The 24,750-nt window shown below is 74.6% G+C and carries 19 protein-coding genes and 1 pseudogene; 13 read left to right on the top strand and 7 right to left on the bottom strand.

Annotated elements, in window-relative coordinates; genetic code table 11:
* Positions 1-16: 16 nt before the first annotated feature.
* The 3 genes from GWJ10_RS07425 (at position 17) to GWJ10_RS07415 (ending at position 2,287) form a co-directional block, all read left to right on the top strand.
* Positions 17-688 carry a MaoC family dehydratase gene (locus GWJ10_RS07425; RefSeq protein WP_346773827.1) on the top strand — a complete coding sequence of 224 codons (672 nt, stop codon included), beginning with the start codon at positions 17-19 and terminating at the stop codon, positions 686-688.
* Positions 685-1,584, top strand: a complete 900-nt coding sequence (locus tag GWJ10_RS07420; RefSeq protein ID WP_163186550.1) for a CoA ester lyase — start codon at positions 685-687, stop codon at positions 1,582-1,584. The genes GWJ10_RS07425 and GWJ10_RS07420 overlap by 4 nt, the downstream gene beginning before the upstream one ends.
* A 115-nt stretch (positions 1,585-1,699) precedes the next feature.
* A complete protein-coding gene (locus GWJ10_RS07415) occupies positions 1,700-2,287 on the top strand; it encodes a hypothetical protein (RefSeq protein ID WP_061267070.1) in 588 nt (195 codons plus the stop codon).
* Between the two features lie 52 nt (positions 2,288-2,339).
* On the opposite strand, the gene pntB is transcribed toward GWJ10_RS07415, so the two are convergent.
* The 3 genes from pntB to GWJ10_RS07400 all read right to left on the bottom strand — a co-directional run bounded on the left by pntB (position 2,340) and on the right by GWJ10_RS07400 (position 8,311).
* Positions 2,340-3,749, bottom strand: coding sequence for a Re/Si-specific NAD(P)(+) transhydrogenase subunit beta (gene pntB, locus GWJ10_RS07410; RefSeq protein ID WP_163186548.1), 1,410 nt, complete (start codon positions 3,747-3,749; stop codon positions 2,340-2,342).
* On the bottom strand, positions 3,746-5,341 hold the full coding sequence (locus tag GWJ10_RS07405) for a Re/Si-specific NAD(P)(+) transhydrogenase subunit alpha (protein WP_163186546.1): 1,596 nt from the start codon (positions 5,339-5,341) through the stop codon (positions 3,746-3,748). The genes pntB and GWJ10_RS07405 overlap by 4 nt, the downstream gene beginning before the upstream one ends.
* 171 nt (positions 5,342-5,512) lie before the next feature.
* Positions 5,513-8,311 carry a flippase-like domain-containing protein gene (locus tag GWJ10_RS07400; RefSeq protein WP_163186545.1) on the bottom strand — a complete coding sequence of 933 codons (2,799 nt, stop codon included), beginning with the start codon at positions 8,309-8,311 and terminating at the stop codon, positions 5,513-5,515.
* 169 nt (positions 8,312-8,480) lie between these two features.
* On the opposite strand from GWJ10_RS07400, the gene GWJ10_RS07395 reads away from it, so the two are divergent.
* The 6 genes and pseudogenes from GWJ10_RS07395 to GWJ10_RS07370 all read left to right on the top strand — a co-directional run bounded on the left by GWJ10_RS07395 (position 8,481) and on the right by GWJ10_RS07370 (position 16,506).
* A complete protein-coding gene (locus GWJ10_RS07395) occupies positions 8,481-9,383 on the top strand; it encodes a DUF308 domain-containing protein (RefSeq protein ID WP_163186543.1) in 903 nt (300 codons plus the stop codon).
* Between the two features lie 294 nt (positions 9,384-9,677).
* Entirely contained in the window at positions 9,678-11,324 is a 1,647-nt protein-coding gene (locus GWJ10_RS07390; protein ID WP_076403909.1) for an ABC transporter substrate-binding protein, read from the top strand.
* A gap of 114 nt (positions 11,325-11,438) precedes the next feature.
* Positions 11,439-12,560, top strand: a complete 1,122-nt coding sequence (locus GWJ10_RS07385; protein WP_163186541.1) for an ABC transporter permease — start codon at positions 11,439-11,441, stop codon at positions 12,558-12,560.
* A 1-nt stretch (position 12,561) separates the two neighbouring features.
* Positions 12,562-13,542, top strand: a pseudogene (locus GWJ10_RS07380) (ABC transporter permease); the annotation flags it as partial.
* 281 nt (positions 13,543-13,823) lie between these two features.
* A complete protein-coding gene (locus GWJ10_RS07375; RefSeq protein WP_076403907.1) occupies positions 13,824-15,554 on the top strand; it encodes an ABC transporter ATP-binding protein in 1,731 nt (576 codons plus the stop codon).
* 103 nt (positions 15,555-15,657) lie between these two features.
* On the top strand, positions 15,658-16,506 hold the full coding sequence (locus tag GWJ10_RS07370; RefSeq protein ID WP_163186539.1) for a hypothetical protein: 849 nt from the start codon (positions 15,658-15,660) through the stop codon (positions 16,504-16,506).
* A 26-nt stretch (positions 16,507-16,532) separates the two neighbouring features.
* Here GWJ10_RS07370 and GWJ10_RS07365 read toward each other — a convergent pair whose 3' ends face one another.
* The 3 genes from GWJ10_RS07365 to GWJ10_RS07355 all read right to left on the bottom strand — a co-directional run bounded on the left by GWJ10_RS07365 (position 16,533) and on the right by GWJ10_RS07355 (position 18,932).
* Positions 16,533-17,282: a CPBP family intramembrane glutamic endopeptidase gene (locus tag GWJ10_RS07365; RefSeq protein ID WP_241005723.1), complete on the bottom strand. Its 750-nt coding sequence runs from the start codon at positions 17,280-17,282 to the stop codon at positions 16,533-16,535.
* 271 nt (positions 17,283-17,553) lie between these two features.
* Complete coding sequence (locus tag GWJ10_RS07360) at positions 17,554-17,967, bottom strand: AT hook motif protein (protein ID WP_163186377.1); 414 nt, start codon at positions 17,965-17,967, stop codon at positions 17,554-17,556.
* On the bottom strand, positions 17,964-18,932 hold the full coding sequence (locus tag GWJ10_RS07355) for an SPFH domain-containing protein (RefSeq protein WP_163186537.1): 969 nt from the start codon (positions 18,930-18,932) through the stop codon (positions 17,964-17,966). Before GWJ10_RS07355 ends, GWJ10_RS07360 begins: the two co-directional genes overlap by 4 nt.
* A 181-nt stretch (positions 18,933-19,113) precedes the next feature.
* On the opposite strand from GWJ10_RS07355, the gene GWJ10_RS07350 reads away from it, so the two are divergent.
* From GWJ10_RS07350 to GWJ10_RS07335, 4 genes are read left to right on the top strand one after another with little or no spacing between them, the layout of a single operon-like run.
* Positions 19,114-19,884: a hypothetical protein gene (locus GWJ10_RS07350; protein ID WP_163186535.1), complete on the top strand. Its 771-nt coding sequence runs from the start codon at positions 19,114-19,116 to the stop codon at positions 19,882-19,884.
* Positions 19,877-20,182, top strand: a complete 306-nt coding sequence (locus GWJ10_RS07345) for a transcriptional regulator (protein WP_021482836.1) — start codon at positions 19,877-19,879, stop codon at positions 20,180-20,182. Before GWJ10_RS07350 ends, GWJ10_RS07345 begins: the two co-directional genes overlap by 8 nt.
* A complete protein-coding gene (locus GWJ10_RS07340) occupies positions 20,179-21,171 on the top strand; it encodes an ABC transporter ATP-binding protein (RefSeq protein WP_163186533.1) in 993 nt (330 codons plus the stop codon). The genes GWJ10_RS07345 and GWJ10_RS07340 overlap by 4 nt, the downstream gene beginning before the upstream one ends.
* Positions 21,168-21,959: an ABC transporter permease gene (locus GWJ10_RS07335; protein WP_061267065.1), complete on the top strand. Its 792-nt coding sequence runs from the start codon at positions 21,168-21,170 to the stop codon at positions 21,957-21,959. The genes GWJ10_RS07340 and GWJ10_RS07335 overlap by 4 nt, the downstream gene beginning before the upstream one ends.
* Positions 21,960-22,068: 109 nt before the next feature.
* Here GWJ10_RS07335 and GWJ10_RS07330 read toward each other — a convergent pair whose 3' ends face one another.
* Complete coding sequence (locus GWJ10_RS07330) at positions 22,069-24,723, bottom strand: heavy metal translocating P-type ATPase (RefSeq protein WP_163186531.1); 2,655 nt, start codon at positions 24,721-24,723, stop codon at positions 22,069-22,071.
* Positions 24,724-24,750 lie beyond the last annotated feature (27 nt).

The raw sequence follows: 24,750 nt of genomic DNA, 5'->3' as shown, positions 1-24,750 counted from the left end.
CGAGGGGAGGAGCAGCATGCGCGAGGTGGTCCAGCGGGGCCTGTACTACGACGAGCTCGAGACCGGGGTGGTGTACCGCCACCGTCCCGGCCGCACGCTCACGGAGGCGGACGACGTCGTCTTCTCCACGCTCACGATGAACCACCAGGCGCTGCACCTCGACGCCGCGTGGGCCGCGACCCAGCCGTTCGGGCAGCGGCTCGTCAACTCGATGATGACGCTGTCGACGCTCGTCGGGCTGTCCGTCGGGCAGGTCACGCAGGGCACGATCGTCGCGAACCTCGGGTTCCGCGAGGTCGAGTTCCCGAAGCCGCTGTTCCACGGCGACACCCTCTACGCCGAGACGGAGGTCGTGGAGAAGCGGCTCTCCGCGTCGCGGCCGGGGCAGGGCGTCGTGACCCTCGAGCACCGCGGCCTCAACCAGGACGGCGTGCTCGTCGCACGCGCCGTCCGCACCGCGCTCTTCTGGACGCGCGCCGCCCACGAGGCGGCGTCGGCGGCCGTGCCCGACGACGCCCGGTCCCCCGGGGCGTCCACCGGACCCGGGGCTGTGGGCACGGTGGGTACCGATCCCGGCGACACCCCCGAGCCCGGCGCCGGGCACGACGACGGCCCCGGGCTCGGCGAGCACGCGGCGGGGGTGCACGAGCCCGTCCTCGAGCGCGGCGACGAGGAGAGCGCGTGGTGAGCGACGGCGTCGGGCACCGGGCCGCCTCCCCGCCAGGGTTCGGGCTCGGGCCCGCGGTGCTGTTCTGCCCCGGCGACCGACCCGACCGGTTCGCGAAGGCCGCGGACCGCGCGGACGCCGTGATCCTCGACCTCGAGGACGCCGTCGCCCCGCACGCCAAGGACGCCGCGCGGCGTGCCGTCGTCGAGGCGTCCGCGACGCTCGACCCGGCGCGCACGGTCGTGCGGGTGAACCCCGTCGGGACGCCCGAGCACGCGCTCGACGTGGCGGCGCTCGCGGACACGCGCCTGCGGACGGTCATGGTCGCCAAGGCCGGGCCGGAGCTGCTCGTATCGCTCGGCGGGCTCGCGACGACGCTCCCCGGGGTGCGGGTGCTCGCGCTGTGCGAGACGGCCGCCGGTGTCGTGGCGGCGCCGGAGCTCGCCCGCAGGCCCGAGGTCGTCGCGCTGATGTGGGGCGCGGAGGACCTCGTCGCGTCCCTCGGGGGGACGTCGAGCCGCCGCCCCGACGGCACGTACCGCGACGTCGCGCGGCACGCCCGCGCCGCGGTGCTGCTCGCGGCGGGTGCGGCGGGGAAGGCCGCGGTCGACGCTGTGCACCTCGACGTGGGCGACCTCGACGGGCTGCGCGCCGAGGCCGAGGACGCGGCCGCGTCGGGGTTCGCCGCGACGGCGTGCATCCACCCGAGCCACGTCCCCGTGATCCGCGCCGCCTACGCGCCGACCGCCGAGCAGGTGGCCGACGCCCGCGCGCTGCTCGACGCCGCGGCCGCGAACCCGGGCGGCGCGGGCGCCGTCTTCACGTTCGAGGGCCGCATGGTCGACGAGCCGGTGCTCCGGCACGCGCGGGCGGTCCTCGACCGGGTGGTTCTCGACCGGGCGCGCTCGGACGGGTGAGCGCGGGGATCTCGCGCTCGCGGGCCCGGCCGACGGCGCCTCGTCGCGGCCGACCGGACAAATACCCCGCTCCGCCCGTTCCACTTGCGGGCTCGGGCATCGTATGGTCACTCGCGTGAACGTCTACGTCGTCCTGTCCCGCAGTCGTACGGTCCTGTCCCGGACGATCGCGCTGGCGACGCGCGACGAGTTCACGCACTCCTCCCTGGCGCTCGACCAGGGGCTCGACCTCATGTTCAGCTTCGGCCGGCGCCGGGCGGGCAACCCGTTCGTCGGCTGCTTCCGGCGCGAGCGGTTCGACGACGGCCTGTACCGCGGCATGGACGTCGTGCCGGGGGTCGTGCTCGCGGTGCCCGTGACCCCCGAGCAGCACGAGGCGATCCGCGTCCGGATCACCGAGTTCCTGCTCGACTCGCACGCGTTCTCGTACAACGTGCGCGGCCTCGTCGGCGCGCGGTTCGGCCGCGGGCACGAGGCCGCGGACCGGTTCTTCTGCTCGGAGTTCGTCTACCACGTGCTGCACGGCGCGGGCGTGTGGGACCTCGGGGTCGAGCGGTGGCAGGTGCGGCCCCAGACGCTGCTCGACCTGCCGGGCCGCGTCGTCTTCCGCGGGGACCTCAAGGACTACGTCGCCGCGCACCGGACGCTCGAGACGCTGCCGTCGCTGACGTTCGCGCCCGCCCGGGAGCGCGTGCCCGGCTGATCGCCGGGGCGCGCTCCGCGGGCCCCGCGCCGTCCCCGTCGCCCGCGGCCCCTCAGCCCGCGCGGAGCGCCGCCACGATGTCCTCGACCCGCTGCTTGGCGTCCCCGAAGAGCATCCCGGTGTTCTCGCGGAAGAACAGCGGGTTCTGCACCCCGGCGTAGCCCGCCGCCATGGACCGCTTGAAGACGACGACCTGCTCCGCCTCCCACACGCGCAGCACGGGCATGCCTGCGATGGGCGAGCCGGGGTCGTCGAGCGCGGCCGGGTTCACGGTGTCGTTCGCCCCGATGACGAGCACGACGTCCGTCCCCGCCAGGTCGTCGTTGATCTCGTCCATCTCGAGCACGATGTCGTACGGGACGCGCGCCTCCGCGAGCAGCACGTTCATGTGCCCGGGGAGCCGGCCCGCGACGGGGTGGACGCCGAAGCGGACCTGGGCGCCGCCGTCGCGCAGGAGCTGCACGAGGTCGGCGACGGGGTACTGCGCCTTGGCGACAGCCATGCCGTAGCCCGGGGTGATGACGACGCTCCGCGCGTCGCGCAGGAGAGCCGCGACGTCGTCGGCGCGCACCTCGCGGTGCTCGCCCTGCGGGCCCTCGCCGCCCGCGGGGGCCGCGCCCTCCTCGGCCCCGAAGCCGCCGAGGATGACGGACACGAACGACCGGTTCATGGCCCGGCACATGATGTAGCTGAGGATCGCACCGGAGGACCCGACGAGCGCGCCCGTGACGATGAGCAGGTCGTTCCCGAGCATGAAGCCCGCCGCGGCGGCGGCCCAGCCGGAGTACGAGTTGAGCATCGAGACGACGACGGGCATGTCGCCGCCCCCGATCGACGCGACGAGGTGCCAGCCCAGCGCGAGCGACACGACGGTGAGCAGGAGCAGCGGCCACACGGACGGCACGACGACGAACCACGCGACGAGCCCGAGGCTCGCCACGAGCGCCCCGAGGTTGAGCAGGTTCCGGCCGGGGAGCTGGAGCGGCGCCGACCGCGTGCGGCCGGACAGCTTGAGGAACGCGACGACGGAGCCGGTGAACGTCACGGCGCCCACGAGCACGCCGAGCGAGACCTCGACGAGGTGCGCGACGTCGTCGTGCCCCGCGGCCTGCGCGGTGAGGTACGAGTTGAAGCCGACGAGCACGGCCGCGGCCCCGACGAAGCTGTGCAGGATCGCGATGAGCTCGGGCATCTGCGTCATCTCGACGCGGCGGGCCCGCCACGTCCCGACGGCGGCGCCCACGAGGAGCACGACCGCGACGAGCAGCGCGGTGACGAGGACGGGTCGGGCGCTCGTGCCGAGCGCGAGGACGATCGTCGCGGCGAGCGCGAGGACCATGCCGACCATGCCGAGGACGTTGCCGCGGCGCGCGGACTCCTGCTTCGACAGGCCCGCGAGGCTCAGCACGAACAGGACGGCCGCGAGGACGTAGACGGCCTGGGCGACGGACGTGGCGGTCATCGGGCCACCTCCTGCGCACGGGCGGGGACGTCCTTGCGGAACATGCCGATCATGCGGTTGGCGACGAGGAAGCCACCGAACACGTTGATGCTCGCGAGCGTCGCCGCGACGAGCGCGAGCGTCGAGACGACCCAGTCGTCGGAGCCGAGCTGCAGGAGCGCGCCGACGAGGATGATGCCGGAGATCGCGTTCGTCTGGGCCATGAGCGGCGTGTGCAGGGAGTGCGTGACGTTCGAGATGACGTAGTACCCGACGATCACCGCGAGCGTGAACACCGTGACGTGCCCGACGAGCGACGGCGGCGCGAACGACAGCGCGAGTGTGACGAGCACCGCGGCGAGCGCGGCGCCGACGGTCCGACGGCGGCGGCGCAGGCTCGCGGCGGCGGCCTCCGTGGCGGCCCGCTCGCGGTCCGCAGCCTCCTGGGCGGGGTCCGGCGGTGGTGGCGCGGCGGGGGACGGCGCCGCGCTCACCGCGACGGGCGGCGGCGGCCAGAGCACCTCGCCGGCGCGCGCGACGGTCATGCCGCGCTGGACCGGGTCGTCGAGGTCGAGGACGGGCACGCCGTCCTTGCCGGGCGTGAGCAGCTCGAGCAGGTGCACGACGTTCGTCCCCAGGAGCTGCGACGTGTGCTGCGGGAGCCGGCCCGCGAGGTCGGTCCAGCCCACGACCACGACGCCGTTCTCGGTGACGACGCGCTCGCCCGGCACGGTGAGCGCGCAGTTGCCGCCGCCCGAGGCCGCGAGGTCGACGACGACGCTCCCGGGCCGCATCCCGGCGACCGCCTCGGCCGTGAGGGTGCGCGGCGCCCGGCCGCGCACGAGCGCCGTCGTGACGACGACGTCCGCGTCGGCCGCCTCGCGCGCGTAGACGGCGAGGGCCGCCGCCTCCTGCTCGGGCGTGAGCGGCTTCGCGTAGCCGTCGGCCGACATGCCCTGCTGCGCCGCGGGCTCGCGCACGGCGGTGCCGCCCATGGACTCGATCTGCTCGGCCGCCTCCGACCGGACGTCGAACGCGCGGACCTGCGCGCCGAGGCTCGCGGCCGCGCCGACCGCAGCGAGGCCCGCGACGCCGCCGCCGATGACGAAGACCTTCGCGGGCGGCGTCTTGCCCGCGGCGGTGACTTGCCCCGCGAACATGCCGCCGTACTCGGCCGCGGCCTCGACGACGGCGCGGTAGCCCGCGACGTTCGACAGCGTGCTCAGGACGTCGAGGGCCTGGGCACGCGAGATGCGGGGCACGGCGTCGAGCGCGAGCGCGGTCACGCCGTGGTCGGCGAGGCGCCGCACGAGGTCGGGGTCGTTCGCGGGACCGAGCATCGCGACGAGGGTCGCGCCCGGGCGCAGGAGCGCCACCTGCGCGTCGGTGGGCGCGTTCACGGCGGTGACGACGTCGGCCCCCCACGCCGTCGCGGCGTCGACCACCGCGGCGCCCGCAGCCTCGTACGCGGCGTCGGAGAACGTGGCCCCCGCGCCCGCGTCGTGCTCGACGACCACCTCGTACCCGAGCGCCCGCAGGCGCTCGACCGTGCGCGGGGTGGCGGCGACCAGCCGCTCCCCGTCCCTCACCTCGCGGGGGACACCGATCCTCACGTGCGGGCTCCTCACCTCGTCGAGCATCGTGGGCGCCCGCGCGACCGGAGACGGCGGCAGGTGCGCGGCGAGCCTATCGGGGGCCGCCCGCGCCGTCCCGGGTCGAACGTCCCCGGGCCTGCGGCGTCCGCCCACGCGGTGCGCGGACCGCGACGGGGCCGGGCGTGCGGGCTAGAGGTCGCCCTTCTTCTGCAGGAAGCGCATGGCGAACCAGCCGATGGGGATGCGCGCCCAGTACGTCGCGACGCGGAACAGCATCGCGACCGACGTCGCGATGGCGGGCGGCACCTGGGCTGCGGTGAGGCCGGCGATGAGGGCGAGCTCGATCGCGCCGAGGCCGCCCGGCGTCGGGACGGCCGCGCCGGCCGCGTTGCCCACCAGGTAGATGACCGCGACGTCGACGAGGTCGAGCTCCTGCCCGAACGCCGCGAGCGCGGCGTCGAAGGCGAGCACGTAGCCGAGCGTCATGACGATGTTGCCCGCGAACCCGAGCGCGAGGCGGCCGGGCTGGCCCAGCATCTCCGAGAGCCGCGGCCAGACCTGCTGGACCGTCGGCCGGATCTTGGCGAGCGCCCAGGTCCGCACCGCCGGCACGAGCAGCGTCGCGAGCACGGCGAGCGCGACGCCGCCGATGGCGAGCAGCACCGTCGTCGAGGGGAGCTGGACGAGGCCGCCCTCGCCGGTGAAGACGGACAGGACCACGAGGATGAGGATCGTCACGACGAACTGCGACACCTGGACGAGCGCGACGGTGGCGACCGCCATGGGCGTCGAGATGCCGCGCTTCGTGAGCAGCCGCAGGTTGAGCGCCGCCGGGCCGATGCCGGCGGGCGCGGCGAGCGCGATGTACGACCCGGCGGCCTGCGTGAGCGTGACGCGCCACATCGACAGTCGCTTCGGGGAGAACGCGGCGAGGGTGAGGGCCGCGCCGACCCACGTGAGGATGCCGAGCGCGAAGGACAGGACGGCGAACCAGGGGTTCGCCTCCGTGACGGCTGTGGCGATCTGGTCGAAGTTGAAGGACGTCACCAGCGCCGTGACGGCCGCGATGACGAGGACGAGCGTGAGGATGGTGCGGCCGCCGAAGCGGGTGATGCGCTGCGGCTCGACGTCGGCTTCCGGCAGCCGCTCCACGAGCGCCGCGCGCAGCTCCTTGAGCAGCTCCTTGTCCTGCCGGATCTCCTCGCGCGTGCTCGGCGGCAGGGCGACGGACTGGAGCAGCGGGCCGATGGCGGCGATGTCGTCGTCGGGCAGCACGCTCACCGCGGACTCGACCGCGCGCTGCGCCCCGACGCGCAGCGCCAGCAGCGCGACCATCTGGGCGAGGTCCATGCGGCGCGCGAGCTCGGACGACGCGATGTCGCCCTGCTCCCACCCGGTGAGCCACACCTCGGGGGCGCCCGTCGCCGGCTCGTGCGAGACGAGCACGACGTCGGAGGTCAGGGCGCGGTGGGCGATCCCCGCGGAGTGGGCGAGGCGGAGCTGGCGCCACGCCTCGTTGAGCACCGAGCCGGTGAGGTCCTCGACGGGGAGGTCGCGCAGCGACACGGCGCCCGTCGCGTGCTCCTGGACCAGCACCATCGAGTCGGCGGACTCGGCGACGCCCAGGAGCCGCGGCGTGCGGACGCCGGCCGCCCGGGCCGCGTAGGACAGGAGGGCCGTGCGCTCCGCGGCGGCGCGCAGCGAGATCGCGGCGCGACCCTCGCTGCCGCGCAGGCGCAGCGACCGCCAGAAGCGGGTGAGGAAGCCGACGACCTGGCGGTCGCCGTCGAGCACGACGACGTCGCGGCGCACGTCGTCCTCCGCGAGCATCGCGTAGACGCGGTTGTCGCCCGCGCGCGTCAGCGCGATCGCGGCCGGGTCGGACGGGGCGTCCTGGGGCTCGGGGGCGGCGTCCGTGCCCTGCGGTGCGGCGCCCTCGTCGGGGTGCGCGGCCCCGAGGTGGTGCGCCGCCAGGGCGGCGTCGGCGGTGAGGACGGTCCCGCCGTCGTCGTCCGCGCCGGGCGCGCGCAGCACACCGACGTGCACCTCGGCCGTGATGCGGCCCTCGGCGTCGACCTCCGTGATGGGGTCGTCCGCCGCCTCGGCGAGCTCGTCGTCGTCGGTGACGTCGCGCACGCGGACGAGCGCCACGGGAGAGAACCCCGCGCGCCGGACCCCGGCCACGAGGTCGGGCCCGTACGCGCGCTCGCTGCGCACGCCGGAGACATAACGCACGGCCAGCCCGGCGAGCCGTCCGAGCAGCAGCGTGATGAGGATGCCCGGCAGCGAGACCTGGCCGGTGATGAGCACGACGCCGATGCCGACGAACAGCAGGTTCCACGACCACTTGACGGTGCGCCGCCGGGTGCGGGTCCCTGCGGCGGTGAGCAGCCCGCCGATCGCCGCGACGTAGCCCGGGACGGTCAGGCGCCACGCGCCCTGGGAGTAGACGGAGAGGCCGCGCACCAGCTCGTCGGAGCCCCAGGCGCCCAGGGCCAGCACGACGAGCACCCCGAGCAGCAGGCCGAGACCCGCGGCGACGATCGACTCGACGACCTGGCGACCGAGCCGGCGCACGCCGAGCTCGGTGAGGACCGCGATAGGGACGAACAGGGTGATGAGGCCCTCGAGCACCGCGACCGGCACGAACAGGATCCGCGCGAGCAGGTCGGAAAAGTTGCGGACGTCCTCGGCCACGCCGGCCGTCGTGCCGTGCGCGTACACGGACATGAGGAGCACCACGGCGACGCCGATCGCGCACAGCACGAGGTTGACGAGGTCGATCGGGTGCCGGACCCGCTGCTCGGCGGTGTCGACGACGCGGACCGTGCCCTCGTCGTCGCCGTCGCGCGGGGCGAGCAGCGCCTCGAGCGCGCCGGTCTGGGGACGGGCGTCACGCCGACCCGACGCGGTGAGCGACCCGACCTCGACGACCGCGCCCACGTGGGGCGTGTCGCCCGTCGTCGGCTCGGGCGCGGGGGAGGACATGCCTGCGAGTCTAGGTCCGGGGGTCCCGGCAGGCGCGGTATTTGGCCGATTCCTCCGGGTGATTCGCCCGGTTCGACCGGTTGTCCGACGCACGTGGGGGTTGTTCGACGGGCGGGTGTGAGGAAGGCCTCCCTAGCATGGGGGTGCGAGCACCCCTGGGGAGGTCGGCATGGCACGTGGCACGACGACGCAGCGCGACGAGGCCGGAGGCGCCGCACCCGCGACGCCGGACGAGAGCGGGCAGGAGCGCAACCCCTTCCGGCGGGTGTGGTGGCTCCCCGTCGTCCGGGGCACGCTCCTCGTCGTCCTGGGCCTGCTCCTCATGATCGAGCCGCTCGAGCGGCTGGGGACCCTCCGGGTCGTGCTGGGGGCGTTCCTCGTGGCCGACGGCGTGCTGGTCGCCGTGCAGGGGTTCGTGCACCGCAAGCAGGTCGGGTCGGCGTGGTGGCTCGCGCAGGCCGGGGTCAACGTCGTCTTCGGCGTCGTGGTGGCGCTGTGGCCGGACCTCGGCGCGACGGCGCTGTACTACGTCCTCGCCGTCTGGGTGCTCGTCCTCGGCATCACGACGATCGCGGGGGCGGCGGCGCTCGTGCGCAACCGCGACCTCGGCTGGGCGTGGATGCTCGCCGTGGGGATCGTGTCGGTGCTCTTCGGGATCCTCCTCGTCACGCGCCCGCTCGACGCGTTCGACGTGCTGCGCCTCGTCACCGTGGTGTTCGCCCTGTACGCCTTCGTGTCGGGGGCGATCCACGTGGTGTCCGGCTTCGCGGTCCGGGCGGTCGCGCGGGAGCTCGCCGACCTGCGCGCGCAGGCGGTCGCGGCCGGTGTCGTCGTGACGGGCGGGTCGGTGCTGGGCGCCGCCGCGGTGCACCCGGGCGTGGCTCCGCCGTCGGCCGTGAGCGGGGCGCCCGCCGGGACCCCGGCGGCTCCCGCGCCCGACGCGTCCCCGACGAGCGACCTCGCCCCGGCCGAGCCCGCCCCGGTGGAGCCCGCCCCGGGCGAGCCTGGCCCGGGCGACCCGGCGGCGGGTGGTCCCGGGGTGGCCGGACCGGAGGACCGCGCGGGCTCCTGAGGGCCGTTCGGTTGTCGTCCGCCAGGGCCGGGCGCCCCGAAAGGGGCGGGACTTTACACCCACGACGCGACCGCTGTGAGTGTGTCTCACGTCACGACCGTTGCCCGGGGCGCAGGGTTACGACCGGGTAACAACGCTGGCGTTCTGTCCGGTTTTCTGTCGATCCTGACACCTGTGCGACACGGCACTGTGCTAGAAATCACGGCACTCCGCCGACAGGTCGGGGTCCTGGTGCGTGCAAGGTCGCGCCACCGGTGTCTCGCACCCCGAGAAACCCGAGAAAGAGGTAGACACATGACAGCGGTGTCCAGGAAGCGGCTCCTCGCCGCGGCCGCCGGTATCACGGCGGTGACGCTGACCCTGACCGCGTGCGGCGGGGGCTCGAGCGACGGCGAGGGCGACGGTGACGGCGGCGGTTCGGCGAGCGGCTCGCTCGTCATCGGCACCACCGACAAGGTCACGGTGCTCGACCCGGCCGGCTCGTACGACAACGGCTCGTTCGCCGTGATGAACCAGGTCTTCCCGTTCCTCATGAACACCCCGTACGGCAGCCCCGACGTCGAGCCCGACATCGCGGAGTCGGCCGAGTTCACCTCGCCGACCGAGTACACGGTCAAGCTCAAGCCGGGCCTGAAGTGGGCCAACGGCAACGACCTCACGTCGTCCGACGTGAAGTTCTCGTTCGACCGCCAGGTCGCGATCAACGACGAGAACGGGCCGGCGTCGCTGCTCTACAACCTCGACAGCGTCGAGACGCCCGACGACACGACCGTCGTCTTCCACCTGAAGAGCGAGAACGACCAGCTCTTCCCGCAGATCCTGTCCAGCCCGGCGGGCCCGATCGTCGACGAGGACGTCTTCGCGGCCGACGCGCTCACCTCGGACCAGGACATCGTCGACGGCAAGGCGTTCGCCGGCCAGTACACGATCACGGGCTACAAGTTCAACGAGCTCGTCTCCTACGAGGCGTACGACGGCTACGAGGGACTCCTCGGCCCGGCGAAGACCGACAAGGTCGCGGTGAAGTACTTCGCCGAGGCGTCGAACATGAAGCTCGAGATCCAGCAGGGCAAGATCGACGTCGCGTGGCGCAGCCTGTCCGCGACGGACATCGAGGACCTGCGCGGCAACGACGACGTCAAGGTCGTGGACGGCCCCGGCGGCGAGATCCGCTACATCACGTTCAACTTCGACACCCAGCCGTTCGGCGCGAAGACGCCGGAGGCCGACCCGGCCAAGGCGCTGGCCGTGCGCCAGGCCGCCGCGTCGCTCATCGACCGCGACGAGCTCTCGGACCAGGTCTACAAGGGCACCTACACCCCGCTGTACTCCTACGTGCCCGCGGGCCTGACCGGCGCCGCCGAGCCGCTCAAGGAGATGTACGGCGACGGCGCGGGCAAGCCCGACGCCGCGAAGGCGCAGCAGCTCCTGGCCGACGCGGGCGTCGAGACGCCCGTGACGCTCAACCTGCAGTACTCGAACGACCACTACGGCCCGTCTTCGGCCGACGAGTACGCGCTCATCAAGGACCAGCTCGAGAAGGACGGCCTCTTCACGGTCAACCTGCAGACCACCGAGTGGGTCACGTACGCCAAGGAGCGCACGTCCGACGTCTACCCGGCGTACCAGCTCGGCTGGTTCCCGGACTACTCCGACGCGGACAACTACCTCACGCCGTTCTTCCTCACGGAGAACTTCCTGGTGAACCACTACGCCAACCAGGAGGTCAACGACCTCATCCTCCAGCAGGCGGCGACGCCCGACGCCGACGAGCGCACCGCGCTCATCGAGGAGATCCAGAGCAAGGTCGCGGCGGACCTGTCCACGCTCCCGTACCTCCAGGGCGCGCAGGTCGCGGTCGTCGGGACGGACGTGGAGGGGGCCGAGGACACGCTGGACCCGTCCTTCAAGTTCCGCTACGCGGCGCTGTCCAAGGGCTGACCGGCAGCTGCCCCAGCCGCCCGGCCCTCCCCGCGCGACCCGCGGGGAGGGCCGGGCACCGCTCGTCCGGACCGGCGACCACGCCGACGCCCGGGCACCTGAGGAAGAGACGACATGACGACCACCACCACCGACGTGCCCGTCGGCGAGGACGCGCCCCGCGACCCCGGCGGCACGGGGCGGGTGCGCACCCCACGCACGACCCGCCGTCGCGGCGGCGGGCTCGGGAGCTACATCCTGGTCCGCGCGCTGCTCATCATCCCGACGGTCTTCATCCTCGTGACCACGGTCTTCGTGGTCATGCGGGCCACGGGCGACCCGATCACCGCCGCGCTCGGCGGACGGCTCACGCCGGACCAGCTCGCCGAGCGCATCCACGAGGCCGGGTACGACCGCCCGGTGGTCGTGCAGTACCTCGAGTACCTCGGCGGCATCGTGCGCGGCGACTTCGGCACGACGATCAGTGACAACCGTCCCGTCACCGAGGTGCTCGCGACGTACGGCACCGCGACGCTCGAGCTCGCGGTCTACGCCCTGCTCGTCGCGTTCGTCGTCGGCATCCCGCTGGGCATGCTCGCGGGCTACCTGCGCGACCGCGTGCCCGACGCGATCCTGCGCGTCTCCGCGATCCTCGCCTACGCGACCCCCGTCTTCTTCGCCGGCCTCATGCTCAAGCTCGTCTTCTCGGTGTGGCTCGGCTGGCTGCCCGTGTCCGGGCGCGCGTCCACCGACGCGGAGATCGAGCTGCAGTTCCTCGACGACCCTTCCGGCTTCTACCTGATCGACGCGATCCGGACGGGCGACCCGGCGATCGTCGGCGACGTGCTCCAGCACGCCGTGCTCCCGGCGCTCGCGCTCGGGCTGCTCACCGCGGGCGTGTTCCTGCGGCTCGTGCGCACCAACGTCATCGGGACGCTCTCGACCGACTACGTGGTCGCGGCGCGGTCGCGCGGCGTGCGCGAGTCCCGGCTCGTGCGCGCGCACGCGTGGCGCCCCGCGCTCATCCCCATCATCACCGTCATCGGGCTCCAGGTCGCGATGCTCCTCGCGGGCGCCGTGCTCACCGAGACGACGTTCGAGTGGAAGGGGCTCGGCTTCCAGCTCGCCGAGTACCTCCAGGCGCGCGACTTCGTCGCCGTCCAGGGGATCGTCGTGCTCATGGCCGTGATCGTCGCGGTCACGAACTTCCTCGTCGACATCATCGCGGCGCTCATCGACCCGAGGGTGAGGTACTGACATGGTCGCGGAGACCGTCGTCCCGGCCGGTCCGGGCACCGGGGGCCCCGTCCCCGTCGTCGTCCCCGAGCGCGGGCGCGTCGCGTGGTGGAAGCGCCTGCCCGTCGTCCACCAGCTCCGGCAGAGCGTCGGGCTGCAGCGCGGCATGCTCGTCACGGGCCTCGTCATCACGGGCCTCTTCCTGCTCACCGCCGCCCTCGCGCCCGTGCTCGCCCCCTACGGGTACAGCCAGCTCCGCACGGCGGACGGGCCGTTCGGCGCGCAGCAGCCGCCGTCCGCCGAGCACCTGCTCGGCACGACCGTCGGCGGCTACGACGTCCTGTCGCGCGTCATCTGGGGCGCGCAGACGGCGCTCCTCGTCATCGTCGTGGCGATCCTCGCCTCGATCGTCGTCGGGGTGCTGCTCGGGCTCGTCTCCGGGTACTTCGGCGGCTGGGCCGACCGTCTGCTCGTCGTGGTCTGCGACGCGATCTACGCGTTCCCGTCCCTGCTCCTCGCGATCCTCATGGCGATCGTCATCTCCGGCGGCCAGTCGAGCATGTGGGGCGGCATCCTCGCCGCGGCCTTCTCGATCACCGTGGTGTTCGTCCCGCAGTACTTCCGTGTCACGCGCGCGGAGGTCGTGCGGATCAAGGGCGAGGCGTTCGTCGACTCGGCGCGCGTGCTCGGCACGCCGCACCGGCGCATCATGGTGCGCCACGTCCTGCGGAACTCGACCCGCACGCTGCCGCTCATCGTCACGCTCAACGCGTCCGAGGCGATCCTCACGCTCGCCGGGCTCGGGTTCCTCGGATTCGGCATCGAGCCGACGGCGGCCGCCGAGTGGGGCTACGACCTCAACAAGGCCGTGTCCGACGTGACGAGCGGCATCTGGTGGACCGCGCTCTTCCCGGGGCTCGCGATCGTGCTCGTGGTGCTCGGCATCACGCTCGTCGGCGAGAGCCTCAACGACCTCGCCGACCCGCGGCTGCGCTCCCGCCGCGCGTCCGCCGAGGTGTCGGGCGACGTCGCGGAGACGTCGGTCGTGCCGGGCGGGACGCTCACCGCCGGCCCCGGCGGCCTCGACGCGATCGAGGGCGCGGGCTCGCGCTCCGACGAGCTCGCGGCCACCCCCGGGCAGCGCGACCCCGACGCCGTCGGGCTCGACGGGCGGGCCGGCAGCACCCCGGACGACGACCCTCCGACAGGTCCGGCGACAGGCCCCGCGGCCGGTCCTGCGCCTGCTCCAGCGGACGCACCCCACGACGAGACGGAGGACCGGCGATGAGCGCCGTGACCGAGACGACCCGCCGCGAGAGCGGTGACGCCGCACGCCCCGTCGTGACGATCCGCGACCTCGCGGTGTCGTTCGCGACCGACGCCGGGGCGGTACGCGCCGTCGACGGCGTCGACCTGGAGGTCGCGCCCGGGGAGGTGCTGGCCGTCGTCGGCGAGTCCGGGTCCGGCAAGACGGTGACCGCGAAGACGATCCTCGGCCTGCTGCCGTCGACCGCGACGGCGCGCGGCGCCGTCGTGCTGACGAACAAGGCCGGGACGGCCGACCACGACGTCGTCACGCTCGGCGGGGAGCGGCTGCGTCAGGTCCGCGGGACCGACGTCGCGATGGTCTTCCAGGAGCCGTCCGCCGCGCTCAACCCGGTGTACACGGTGGGCTGGCAGATCGTCGAGGGCATCCGCGCGCACACGAAGGTGTCGCGGCGCGAGGCGCGCCGGCGCGCGGTCGACGTGCTGCGGCGCGTCGGCATCCCCGACCCGGAGACGCGCGTCGACCACTACCCGCACCAGTTCTCCGGCGGGCAGAAGCAGCGCATCGTCATCGCCATGGCCCTCGTGCTCGACCCGGGGCTCATCGTCGCGGACGAGCCCACGACCGCGCTCGACGTGACCGTCCAGGCCGAGATCCTCGACCTCCTGCGCCGGTGCCGCGACGAGTTCGGCACGGCCATCGTGCTCATCACGCACAACATGGGCGTCGTCGCGGACCTCGCCGACCGGGTCGCGGTCATGTACCAGGGGAAGGTCGTCGAGCAGGCGCCCGCGCGCGAGCTCTTCGCCGCCCCGCAGGCCGCGTACACGCGCGCGCTGCTCGACTCCGTGCCGCGCGTCGGCGAGGGGACCGCGCGGGCCGAGGCCCGCGCGTCGGCCCGCGACGCCGGGTGGGCGGACGCGGAGCCCGTGGTGGCCGCGCAGGGACTGACCGTCACCTACCCGGGCCGCCTGCGCCGCCCCGGCTTCACCGCGGTCGACGACGTCTCGCTCACCATCCGGCCCGGCGAGGTGCTCGGCCTCGTGGGCGAGTCCGGCTCCGGCAAGACGACGTTCGCGCGCGCCGTCGCCGGTCTCACCCGGGTGACGGGCGGGTCGCTGCGCGTGCTCGGCGTCGAGATGAACGGCGTGAGGGAACGCGAGCTGCGCCCCGTGCGGCCGCGCATCGGGTTCGTGTTCCAGGACCCCGCGACGAGCTTCAACCCGCTGCTCACGATCGCGGACTGCGTCGCGGAGCCGCTCGTCGTGCACGGGCGCGCGGAGTCGCCCCAGGCGGCGCGCGGGCGCGTCGACGAGCTCCTGGAGGCCGTGCAGCTCCCGCGGTCGTACGGCGACCGGTTCCCGCACGAGCTCTCCGGCGGGCAGCGCCAGCGCGCGTCGCTCGCCCGGGCCCTCGCGCTCGACCCGGAGCTGCTCGTGGCCGACGAGCCGACGTCGGCGCTCGACGTCTCCGTGCAGGCGCGCGTGCTCGAGCTGTTCGCCGAGCTCCAGCGCGAGCTCGGCTTCGCGAGCCTGTTCGTGTCCCACGACCTCGCCGTCGTGGACCTGCTGTCCGACCGCATCGCGGTGCTCTATCGCGGGCGGCTGGTCGAGGAGGGCACGGGCGCCGAGGTGCTGGGCAGCCCGCGCGAGGAGTACACGCAGCGTCTCCTCGCGTCCCTGCCCGTGCCCGACCCGGTGCTCCAGGCGGAGCGCCGCGAGCAGCTCCGAGCGCTGCGCGGCGCCTGACCCGATCCTGGCCCGGCCCGAGCTCCGCGCGTCGGGCCGGGCCGGCCCCGGGGGTGGCTGCCCCTAGCATGTGAGTCCCGTCCGTCGAGAACCAGGAGCACCGGTGGCCACTGCGTACGACATCCTGTTCGGCCTGACCCCGCAGGACGCGGTGGACGGGTCGCCGGTCGGGACGGCGGACCTGCTGCCGCCGCCCGTCGCTCCCTGGGGCGAGGTGGCCTGGGGGTGGATCGGCGACGGCGGCCCGGGGATCGAGCCACGGACGTGGCCGCGGAGCCCGAGCACCGGGCTGCCGATGCGGCACGCCGTCACGCTGCGGCTGCCGGCCGAGTACCAGCGTCGGGGCCCCGGGTTCCCCGGCGTCGCGTACTTCCTCGGCGAGGGCCAGTTCGCCACCGAGCACGACGCGAGCGACCCGGAGGACCCGTTCGTCGTGGACCTGCGGGCGGCCCGGGAGCACCCGCAGGCGCTCGTGCTCAGCGACATCATCGGCCAGAGCTTCGCCCTGGTCTGGCTGACCGAGCAGGAGCTCTCGGCCGGTCCCACCGCCGCCCCGCCCGACACCCGTCGGCCGGGCGAGCACGTCGCGACGGACGACGGGCAGAACGCGTGGGACCCGCCCCTCGGCACGCGTCGCGGGGAGGACATGACCGTCACGCGGTGGGCCTACCTGGTCCCCCGGGTCGACGACCCGAACGCGGGCCTCGCCCCGGGCCAGGAGGAGGACGGCTGGGTCTCGCCGTGGGACGAGGACTGGACCGGGCTCCCGGAGGAGGAGCGGACCTGGGCGGACGACCATCTCGGAGGGACGTCGGAGGCGATGGTCGACTCGCTCCCGAGCGGCTTCACGCCGCACTACCTCGAGCTGTCCACACCCACGTGGGGGGTCGACTACGGCAACCGCGAGACCCACCTGGTCGACCTCGAGACGGGCGCGTTCGGGATCGCCTGACCGCCCATGGCACGCGAGCGCGGCCGTCACGCGAGGCCGAGCGACTGCTTCCACTCCAGAGGCAGGAGCGCGTACCCGACGAACGCGACGACGTCGAGCAGGGTGTGCGCGATCATGAGCGGCATGACGCGGTGCCGGCCCCAGCGGGACGTGTAGAAACACGAGAACACGACGCCCATGACGACGTTCCCGAGGAACGGTCCGAAGCCCTGGTACAGGTGGTACGCCCCGCGCAGGAGCGAGCTCCACACGACGAACTTCACGCGCCCCCAGCCGAGGTCGCGCGTGCGCTCGAACAGGTACCCGACCGCGATGACCTCCTCGAGCAGACCGTTCTGCAGCGCGGCGAGGACGAGCACGGGCACCGTCCACCACGCGGCGTTGAGCGCCGACGCCTGCACCTCGACCGTGATGCCGAGGACACGCCCGAGCGCGTAGAACCCCAGGCCGGGGATCCCGATGGCCGCGGCGAGGGCGAACCCCCAGCCGACGTCGCGCAGGGGCCGGGCGCCGTCGAGCCCGATGGCGCGGACGGCGGAGCGGCCGCGCGCGCTGAGCAGGTACAGCGCGAGCGCGACGGGCAGCACGGCGAAGAAGATCCCGACGAGCTGGTAGGCGAGGTCGAGGTACGGGCGGGCCGACCGGCTCACGTTGAGGCTCGCGGACTGCTCGCCGAGCGGGGTCCCGGCGGTGAGCCGCGCGACGATGGTGATGATCGCGTAGACCGCGGACTTGCCGAGGCTGAGCCCGAGCACGATCCAGATCTCCGCGCCGATGCGACGGCGCGTGGCGCGGTCCGGGCGCGCGGGAGCGCCGGGGGCGACGGCGGCGGGGGCGGCCGTCGGGCCGGGCACGGGCGCGGCGGGGGAGCCGGGAGCGGTCAGGTCGGGCACGGTCCGGTTATAGCACCGCTCACCGGAACCCACCTCGGTGCCCCCTGGACGGAACCTGCTCGCCGACCACGGGCGGAGCGCCCCGCGAGCACGCGATCCGCGACCGGATCGGGGCGAGAGCGGTCGCGTACCCCGTGCTCGGCGGGTGGAGGGGCTATTGGCGGGGTGGGCGGCCCGGGCGGCGGGGCGGGCGGACGTCGCGGGGGAGGCGGCCGGCGTCGTCGAGCGCTCGGCGCAGGAGCATCTCGATCTGCGCGTTGACGCTGCGCAGGTCGTCGCCGGCCCAGCGGGCGAGGGCGTCGTGCACGGCGGGGTCGAGGCGCAGGAGGACCGACTTGCGCTGCGGCCGCTGCGCTCGGCCCGGGCTCGGGGGCGTCTCCGTGCCCGCGTCTGCACCCGCGCCGGTGGCTGTGCCCGTGCCCGACGACGCCTGCTCGTCCGGAGAGGGTGCGTCGCCCTCGGGGGTGGCCTGCTGCCCGCCCGCGGGCACGCCGCGGCCCGACGACGGCTGGTCGCCGTCGCCGGGCGCGTCGCGCTTCTCGGGCGGCGTGGGCCCGACGGGCGTCACTGGTACAGGGACCCCGTGTTGACGACGGGCGTCACGCGGCTGTCGCCGCAGAGCACCACGAGGAGGTTGGAGACCATCGTCGCGCGGCGCTCGTCGTCGAGCGTGACGATGTCCTCGGCCTCGAGGCGGGACAGGGCGTCCTCGACCATGGACACCGCGCCCTCGACGATGCGCGAGCGTGCCGCGATGATCGCCCCGGCCTGCTGGCGCTGGAGCATCGCCTGCGCGATCTCGGGCGCATAGGCGAGGTTGGAGATGCGGGCCTCGATGACCTCGACTCCCGCCACGACGACGCGCTCCGCGACCTCCGCCGCGATCTCGGCCGAGACGACCTCCGTCGCGCCGCGCAGCGACTCCTCGCCGGCCTCGGCGTCGTCGTAGGGGTGGGACATCGCGACGTGGCGCAGCGCGGACTCGGCCTGGACCACGACGAAGTCGTCGTAGTCCTCGACCGCGAACGACGCCTTGGCGGTGTCGGCGACCTGCCAGACGACGATCGCGGCGATGTTGATGGGGTTGCCGTCGGCGTCGTTGACCTTGAGCTCGCTCGTCTCGAAGTTCCGGACGCGCACGGACACGCGGCGGCGGGTGCTGAGCGGCACCGTCGCGACGAGGCCCGTGGTGCGGACGGTGCCGAGGTAGCGGCCGAAGAACTGGACGACGACCGTCTCGCCGGGGTTGATGACGGCGACGCCGGTCGGGACGAGCACGCCCGCGAGGAACGCCAGGACGCCGAGCGTGATGAGCACGGTGGGGTTGCCGGCCTCCGCCGCGGCGGCCACGACGAGCCCTGTGCCGCCGAGGAGCAGGACGATGCTCAGCGCGATGACGGCGGCCGCGCCGCCCGCTCCGAGGGACCAGGCGGGCCGCTCGGTGACGTCGACGCGCGTGCCGTCGTGACCGACGGGGCGGCCGGTCGGTTCGCCGCCGACGGACTCCTGCGGGGGTGCTGCGCTCTCGGTCACGGTGGTCGTCCTCTCCTGCGGCGGGGCCGCGTCGTGTATAGCAAAGTGATATCACATTTCTGAGCTGTGCCGCCATCCGTCCCGCGGGGCCTTGCGCGAGGGCGTTCGCGTGTGGGAATCTACAAACAGGTTTGCAGTGCAAAGTAGTTTCCGGAACGACCCGCACCACCGAGAGGCCACCATGACGACCGACCACGGCGACGCCGTCCACGACGGAGCCGTCGGCGAGCCCGACGAGCCGTCCCTCGGCGCCGCCGAGACGCTCCGCCTCATCCGCGAGCAGCAGGAGCGCGCGCGCCAGGCGACCGAGCCCGACTCCCGACTGCTGTTCCTCGCGTGGGGCGTCGCGTGGCTCGTCGGCTACCTGTGCCTGTGGACGAGCGCGGTCCGGGTCGCGGACGGGACCGCGACGGTCCGCGTCACGAGCGGCGCCGGCCAGGTCATGGGCGCCCAGCCCGAGCCGTGGGCCTTCTGGGTCTTCTTCAGCCTCATCGCGGCCGCCGTCGCGTTCACGATCGTCCACAGCGTCACGCGCACCGCCGGGACGCGCGGCGTGAGCGCCCGCACCGGGGCGATGTACGGGTGGTCGTGGATGCTCGGGTTCCTGTGCTTCGGCCTCGTCCTCGGCGGGCTGGCCCGCGCCGGGGCGTCCGAGGAGGTCATGGCGCTCGCGAGCAACGCCTTCGCGTGCGTCGTCGTGGGCCTCCTCTACCTCGGCGGCGCGGCCGCGTTCGGCGACCGCGGGCTGTTCGTCCTCGGCGTGTGGATCCTCCTCACCGCGGCCGTCGCGACGTTCGCCGGGCTGCCGCTCACCTACCTCGTCATGGCGCTCGCGGGCGGCGGCGGCTTCCTCGTCATGGCCGCGATCGAGCAGGTCGTGCGCGTCCGACGACGGCGTCGCGCGTCCCACCCCGTGCCCGCCCGGCCGGCGGAGGGTGCGGCCGATGCCTGAGACCGAGCTCGACCCCGTCATCCACGCGCCCGCGCGGCTGCGCGTGGTCGCGACGCTCGCCACCCTCCCGACGGGCGACGAGCTGTCGTTCCCCAAGCTCCAGAAGCTCCTCGACATGACCGCCGGCAACCTCTCGACGCACCTGCGCAAGCTCGAGGACGCCGGCTACGTGACCGTCACCAAGACGCACGAGGGCCGCACGCCCGCCACCTACCTGTCCCTCACCGCCCGCGGTCGCGTCGCCTTCGAGGACTACACGACCGCCCTCGACGCCCTCCTGAAGGGAGCCCGACCATGAGCGACGAGCGCACCGAGCGCGCCCCGCGCACCGGCCCGGTCCGGACCGCCCGAGCCGAGCCCGCGCCGTCGGGCACGGACCGCACCCCGTCCGTGGTCGCCGTCGACCGCGTGACGCGTCGCTTCGGCGCGGTCGTCGCGCTCGACGACGTCTCCCTCACCGTCGGGGGCGGTGAGCTCGTCGGGCTGCTCGGCCCGAACGGCGCCGGGAAGTCGACGCTGCTGTCCCTGGTCAGCGGGCAGCGGCGACCCGACTCCGGGACGGTGCGGCTCCTCGGGGGCGACCCGCGCGACGCGCGCAGCCGCGTCGGCCTCGGCCTCACGCCGCAGGAGACGGGCCTGCCCGCGACGCTCAAGGTGCGGGAGGTCGTGGACTTCGTCGGCGGCCACTACCCCGACCCGGTCCCGACGGCGGAGCTGCTCGAGCAGTTCGGCCTCACCGAGCTCGCGGGCCGCCAGACGGGCGCGATGTCCGGCGGGCAGAAGCGCCGCCTCGCCGTCGCGCTCTCGCTCGTGGGCCGCCCGCGCGTCGTGCTGCTCGACGAGCCGACGACGGGCCTCGACGTCGGCGCGCGGCAGGCGCTGTGGGACGCGATCCGCGCGTACCACGCGGGCGGCGGGACGGTGCTGCTCACGAGCCACTACCTCGAGGAGGTGCAGGCGCTCGCGCAGCGCGTCGTCGTCATCGACCAGGGCGTCGTGAAGGCCGACGACTCGCTCGACGCGATCCTGCGGCGCGTGTCCCTGCGGCGCGTCGTCGTCGGGTCGGCCGTCGACCTGCGCGACCGTCCGGGCGTCGTGCGAGCCGATCGCCTCGGCGACGGCCGCCAGGAGCTGTACACGCCCGACGCCGACGCGCTCGTGCGCGAGCTCGTCACCTCGGGCGTCGACTTCCACGACCTCGAGATCCGGGGGGCGAGCCTCGAGGAGGCGTTCGAGCAGATGGTCGCGCGCGGCGCGGCCCCGACGACGGAGGCACGGGCCCGATGACCACCACGACCACCACCCCGCGGACGGCGACGCTGCCCGGGCCGCTGCGCCTCACGTGGCTGCACCTCAAGTACCAGTTCCTCGAGACCGTGCGCGTCCCCGTCGCGGTGCTCGGCAACCTGCTGTTCCCGGCGCTCGCGATGTTCTTCTTCGTCGTGCCGCAGAAGGCCGTGGCCCAGGACCCGGTGGCGGCGACCATGGCCGTCGCGTCGCTCGGTCTGTTCGCGATCTGCTCGGCGAGCCTGTTCACGTACGGTCTCGGCGTCGCGGAGGACCGGCAGCTGCCGTTCGACCCGTTCGTCCGCACGCTGCCCGCGGGGCCCGCGCCGCGCATGGCGGCGCGCGTGCTCAACGGCGGGATCTTCTCGCTGTTCGGCCTCGTGCCGCTCATCCTCATCGGCTGGCTGTTCACCGACGCGAGCGTCACCGCGACCCAGCTCCTCGCGGGCGTCGGGACGGTGCTGCTCGTGTCCGTGCCGTTCGTGCTGCTCGGCATGGCGATCGGCTACTCGCTGTCGGCGAAGGCGGCGCTCCCGGTGGTCCAGGTGATCCTCTTCCCGCTCGCGTTCGCGGGCGGCCTGTTCCTGCCGCCGTTCCTCTTCCCCGACTGGCTCGACGCGATCTCGAAGGCCACCCCGACCCGCGCGGGCCGCGACCTGCTCGTCCAGGCCCTCACGGGCGAGCCGGCGTACGGCGCCGCGTGGTTCGTGCTCCTCGGCTGGACGGTGCTGTTCGCCGTCCTCGCGGTCGGCGCCTACCGCCGCGACGAGGGCCGCCGCTTCCGCTGACCCTCACGCCCCTACTGACCCCACCCCTCCCGCCGAGCACGGGGACGGCGACCGGATCCGAGCGATTCTGGTCGCCGTCCCCGTGTTCGGCGGTTTTCGGTTCCGGGTGTCAGGCAGCGCGGCGGAGGCGGAGGGAGTTGCCGACGACGAGCACCGAGCTCGCGGCCATCGCCGCGCCCGCGATCATCGGGTTGAGCAGGCCGGCCGCGGCGAGCGGGATCGCCGCCACGTTGTAGGCGAAGGCCCAGAAGAGGTTCTGCTGGATGACGCGCAGCGTGCGGCGCGACAGCCGGATCGCGGTCGCCGCGCTGCGCAGGTCGCCGCGGACAAGCGTGAGGTCGCTCGCCTCGATCGCGACGTCCGTGCCGGTCCCCATCGCGAGCCCGAGGTCAGCCGTCGCGAGCGCGGCGGCGTCGTTCACGCCGTCCCCGACCATCGCGACGACGCGCCCCTCGCGCTGGAGCCGGGCCACGACGTCGACCTTCTCGTCGGGGAGGACGCGCGCGACGACGTCCGTCTCCGCGATGCCGACGGCGCGCGCCGCCTCGAGGGCCGCGCCCTCGCCGTCGCCCGTGAGCAGGTACGGCCGCAGGCCGAGCTCCCGAAGCTCGCGCACGGCCTCGGCCGACGTGGGCTTCACCGGGTCGCGCAGCACGAGCACCGCGCGCGCCCGGCCGTCCCACGCGACGACGACGGCGCTCGCCCCCGACGCCTCGGCCGCCGCGAACGCGTCGTCGAGGGCCGGCTCCGGGGTCACGCCCTCGCGCGCGAGCCAGGCGGGCTGCCCGACGAGCACCCGGCGCGCGGTGAGCCCCGCGGCCCCGGCGCCCCGCGAGAGGCCCGAGTGCGCGGTCCGGACGACGGCCTCGACCCCGCCGCCCGGGGCGCTGCGGAACTCGAACGCCTGCAGCGAGCCCACCGCGACGCCGTCGGCCCCGACCCGGGGGCCGTCGTCCGACGCCGGGGCGCCCGCGGGCAGGTCGCGCGCGGCCGCGGTGATCGCGCGGGCGATCGGGTGCTCGCTCAGGGCCTCGACCGCGCCCGCGTGGCGCAGGGCGTCGCGCGCGTCCGCAGCCGCGGGGCCGTCGGCCACGAGCCGGTCGAGCGGCGCGCGGCCCGACGGCGTGACGACCGCCTCGAGCGCCATCGCGCCCTGGGTGACCGTGCCCGTCTTGTCGAGCACCACCGTGTCGACGCGGCGCGTCGACTCGAGGATCTCCGGGCCCTTGATGAGGACGCCGAGCTGCGCGCCCCGGCCCGTGCCGACGAGCAGGGCCGTCGGCGTCGCGAGCCCCAGCGCGCACGGGCACGCGATGATGAGGACCGCGACCGCGGCGGTGAACGCGAGCTGCGTCCCGGCGCCCGCGAGGAGCCACGCGGCCAGGGTCCCCACCGCGAGCACGAGCACGACCGGCACGAACACCGCGGAGATACGGTCCGCGAGCCGCTGCACCGGCGCCTTGCCCGTCTGGGCCTGCGTGACGAGGCGGCCGATCTGCGCGAGCGTCGTCTCCTCGCCCACGCGCGTCCCCCGCACCAGCAGCGCGCCCGCCGCGTTCACCGTCGCGCCGGTCACGGCGTCGCCGGGTCCGACGTCGACCGGCACCGGCTCGCCCGTGAGCAGCGACGTGTCGACGGCGCTCGACCCCTCGAGCACGACGCCGTCCGTCGCGACCTTGTCGCCCGGCCGCACGAGGAACACGTCGCCCACCGCGAGGTCGGCGACGGGCACGCGCTCGGTGACGCGCGCGCCGTCGGGCCCGGTGCGCGGGGTGCCGTCGGGGGCGAGCAGCACGCGCTCCGCGTCCTTCGCGCCCAGCGCGAGCAGCGACCGCAGCGCGTCGCCCGCGCGCCGCTTCGAGCGGTGCTCGGCGTACCGGCCCGCGAGCAGGAACGTCGTGACGACGGCCGCGACCTCGAAGTAGAGCTCGGGCGCGGCGCCCGCGTGGCCGCGCGACGGGACGAGCGTCGGCTCCATGCGCATCCCGAGCGCGCCGGCGCCGCCCAGCAGCAGCGCCCACAGCGACCAGAGCGTCGCGGCGACCACGCCGAGCGACACGAGCGTGTCCATCGTCGACGCGCCGTGCCGGGCCGCGCGGAACGCCGCCGCGTGGAACGGCCACGCGGCCCACGTGACGACGGGCAGCGAGAGCGCCGCGACGACCCACTGCCAGCCGGTGAACTGCAGCGCCGGGACCATCGACAGCGCGACGACCGGCACGGTGAGCACCGCCGCGACGCGCAGGCGCTGCGCCAGCACGGCGCCGCGGTCGGTCGGGACGGCGCCGTCGTCGGGTGCGGCGGTGGCGCGGTCAGGCCCGACGGCGCGGTCGGGCTCGATGGCGGGGGCCGGCTCGGTGGCGGGGTCGGCGGAGGTGCGCGGGCCCGCCTCCGGGTCCTCCGGCCGCACCGCCGCCTCGGCGGTCGCTACGGCGGTCGTCTCGCCCTGATCCGCCGGGGGAGTGCCCCGGTCGGCCGTGGCGGCTGCGCGGCGGGTCGTGACGCGGGCCGTGTAGCCGGCCTTCTCGACGGCCTCGACGAGGTCGGCGTCGGTGACGTCGGCCGCGAGGACGACGTGCGCGGTCTCCAGCGGGAGGTTGACCGTCGCGGTGACGCCCTCGACGCGGTTGAGGCGCTTCTCGACGCGCGCGACGCACGACGCGCACGTCATGCCGCCGATCGCGAGGTCGACCTCGGCGACGGGCCGGGCCTCCGCGGCTCCGCCGGGTGCGGCGGTCGGCGTGGGCGCGGGCTGTGCGGTCATCGGTGGGGCTCCTCGACGGGGTGCGGG

It is taken from the genome of Cellulosimicrobium sp. SL-1 (assembly GCF_011033075.1).
GTDB classification, from domain to species: Bacteria; Actinomycetota; Actinomycetes; order Actinomycetales; family Cellulomonadaceae; genus Cellulosimicrobium; species Cellulosimicrobium funkei.
This window is presented reverse-complemented; position numbering and strand designations above follow the sequence as displayed.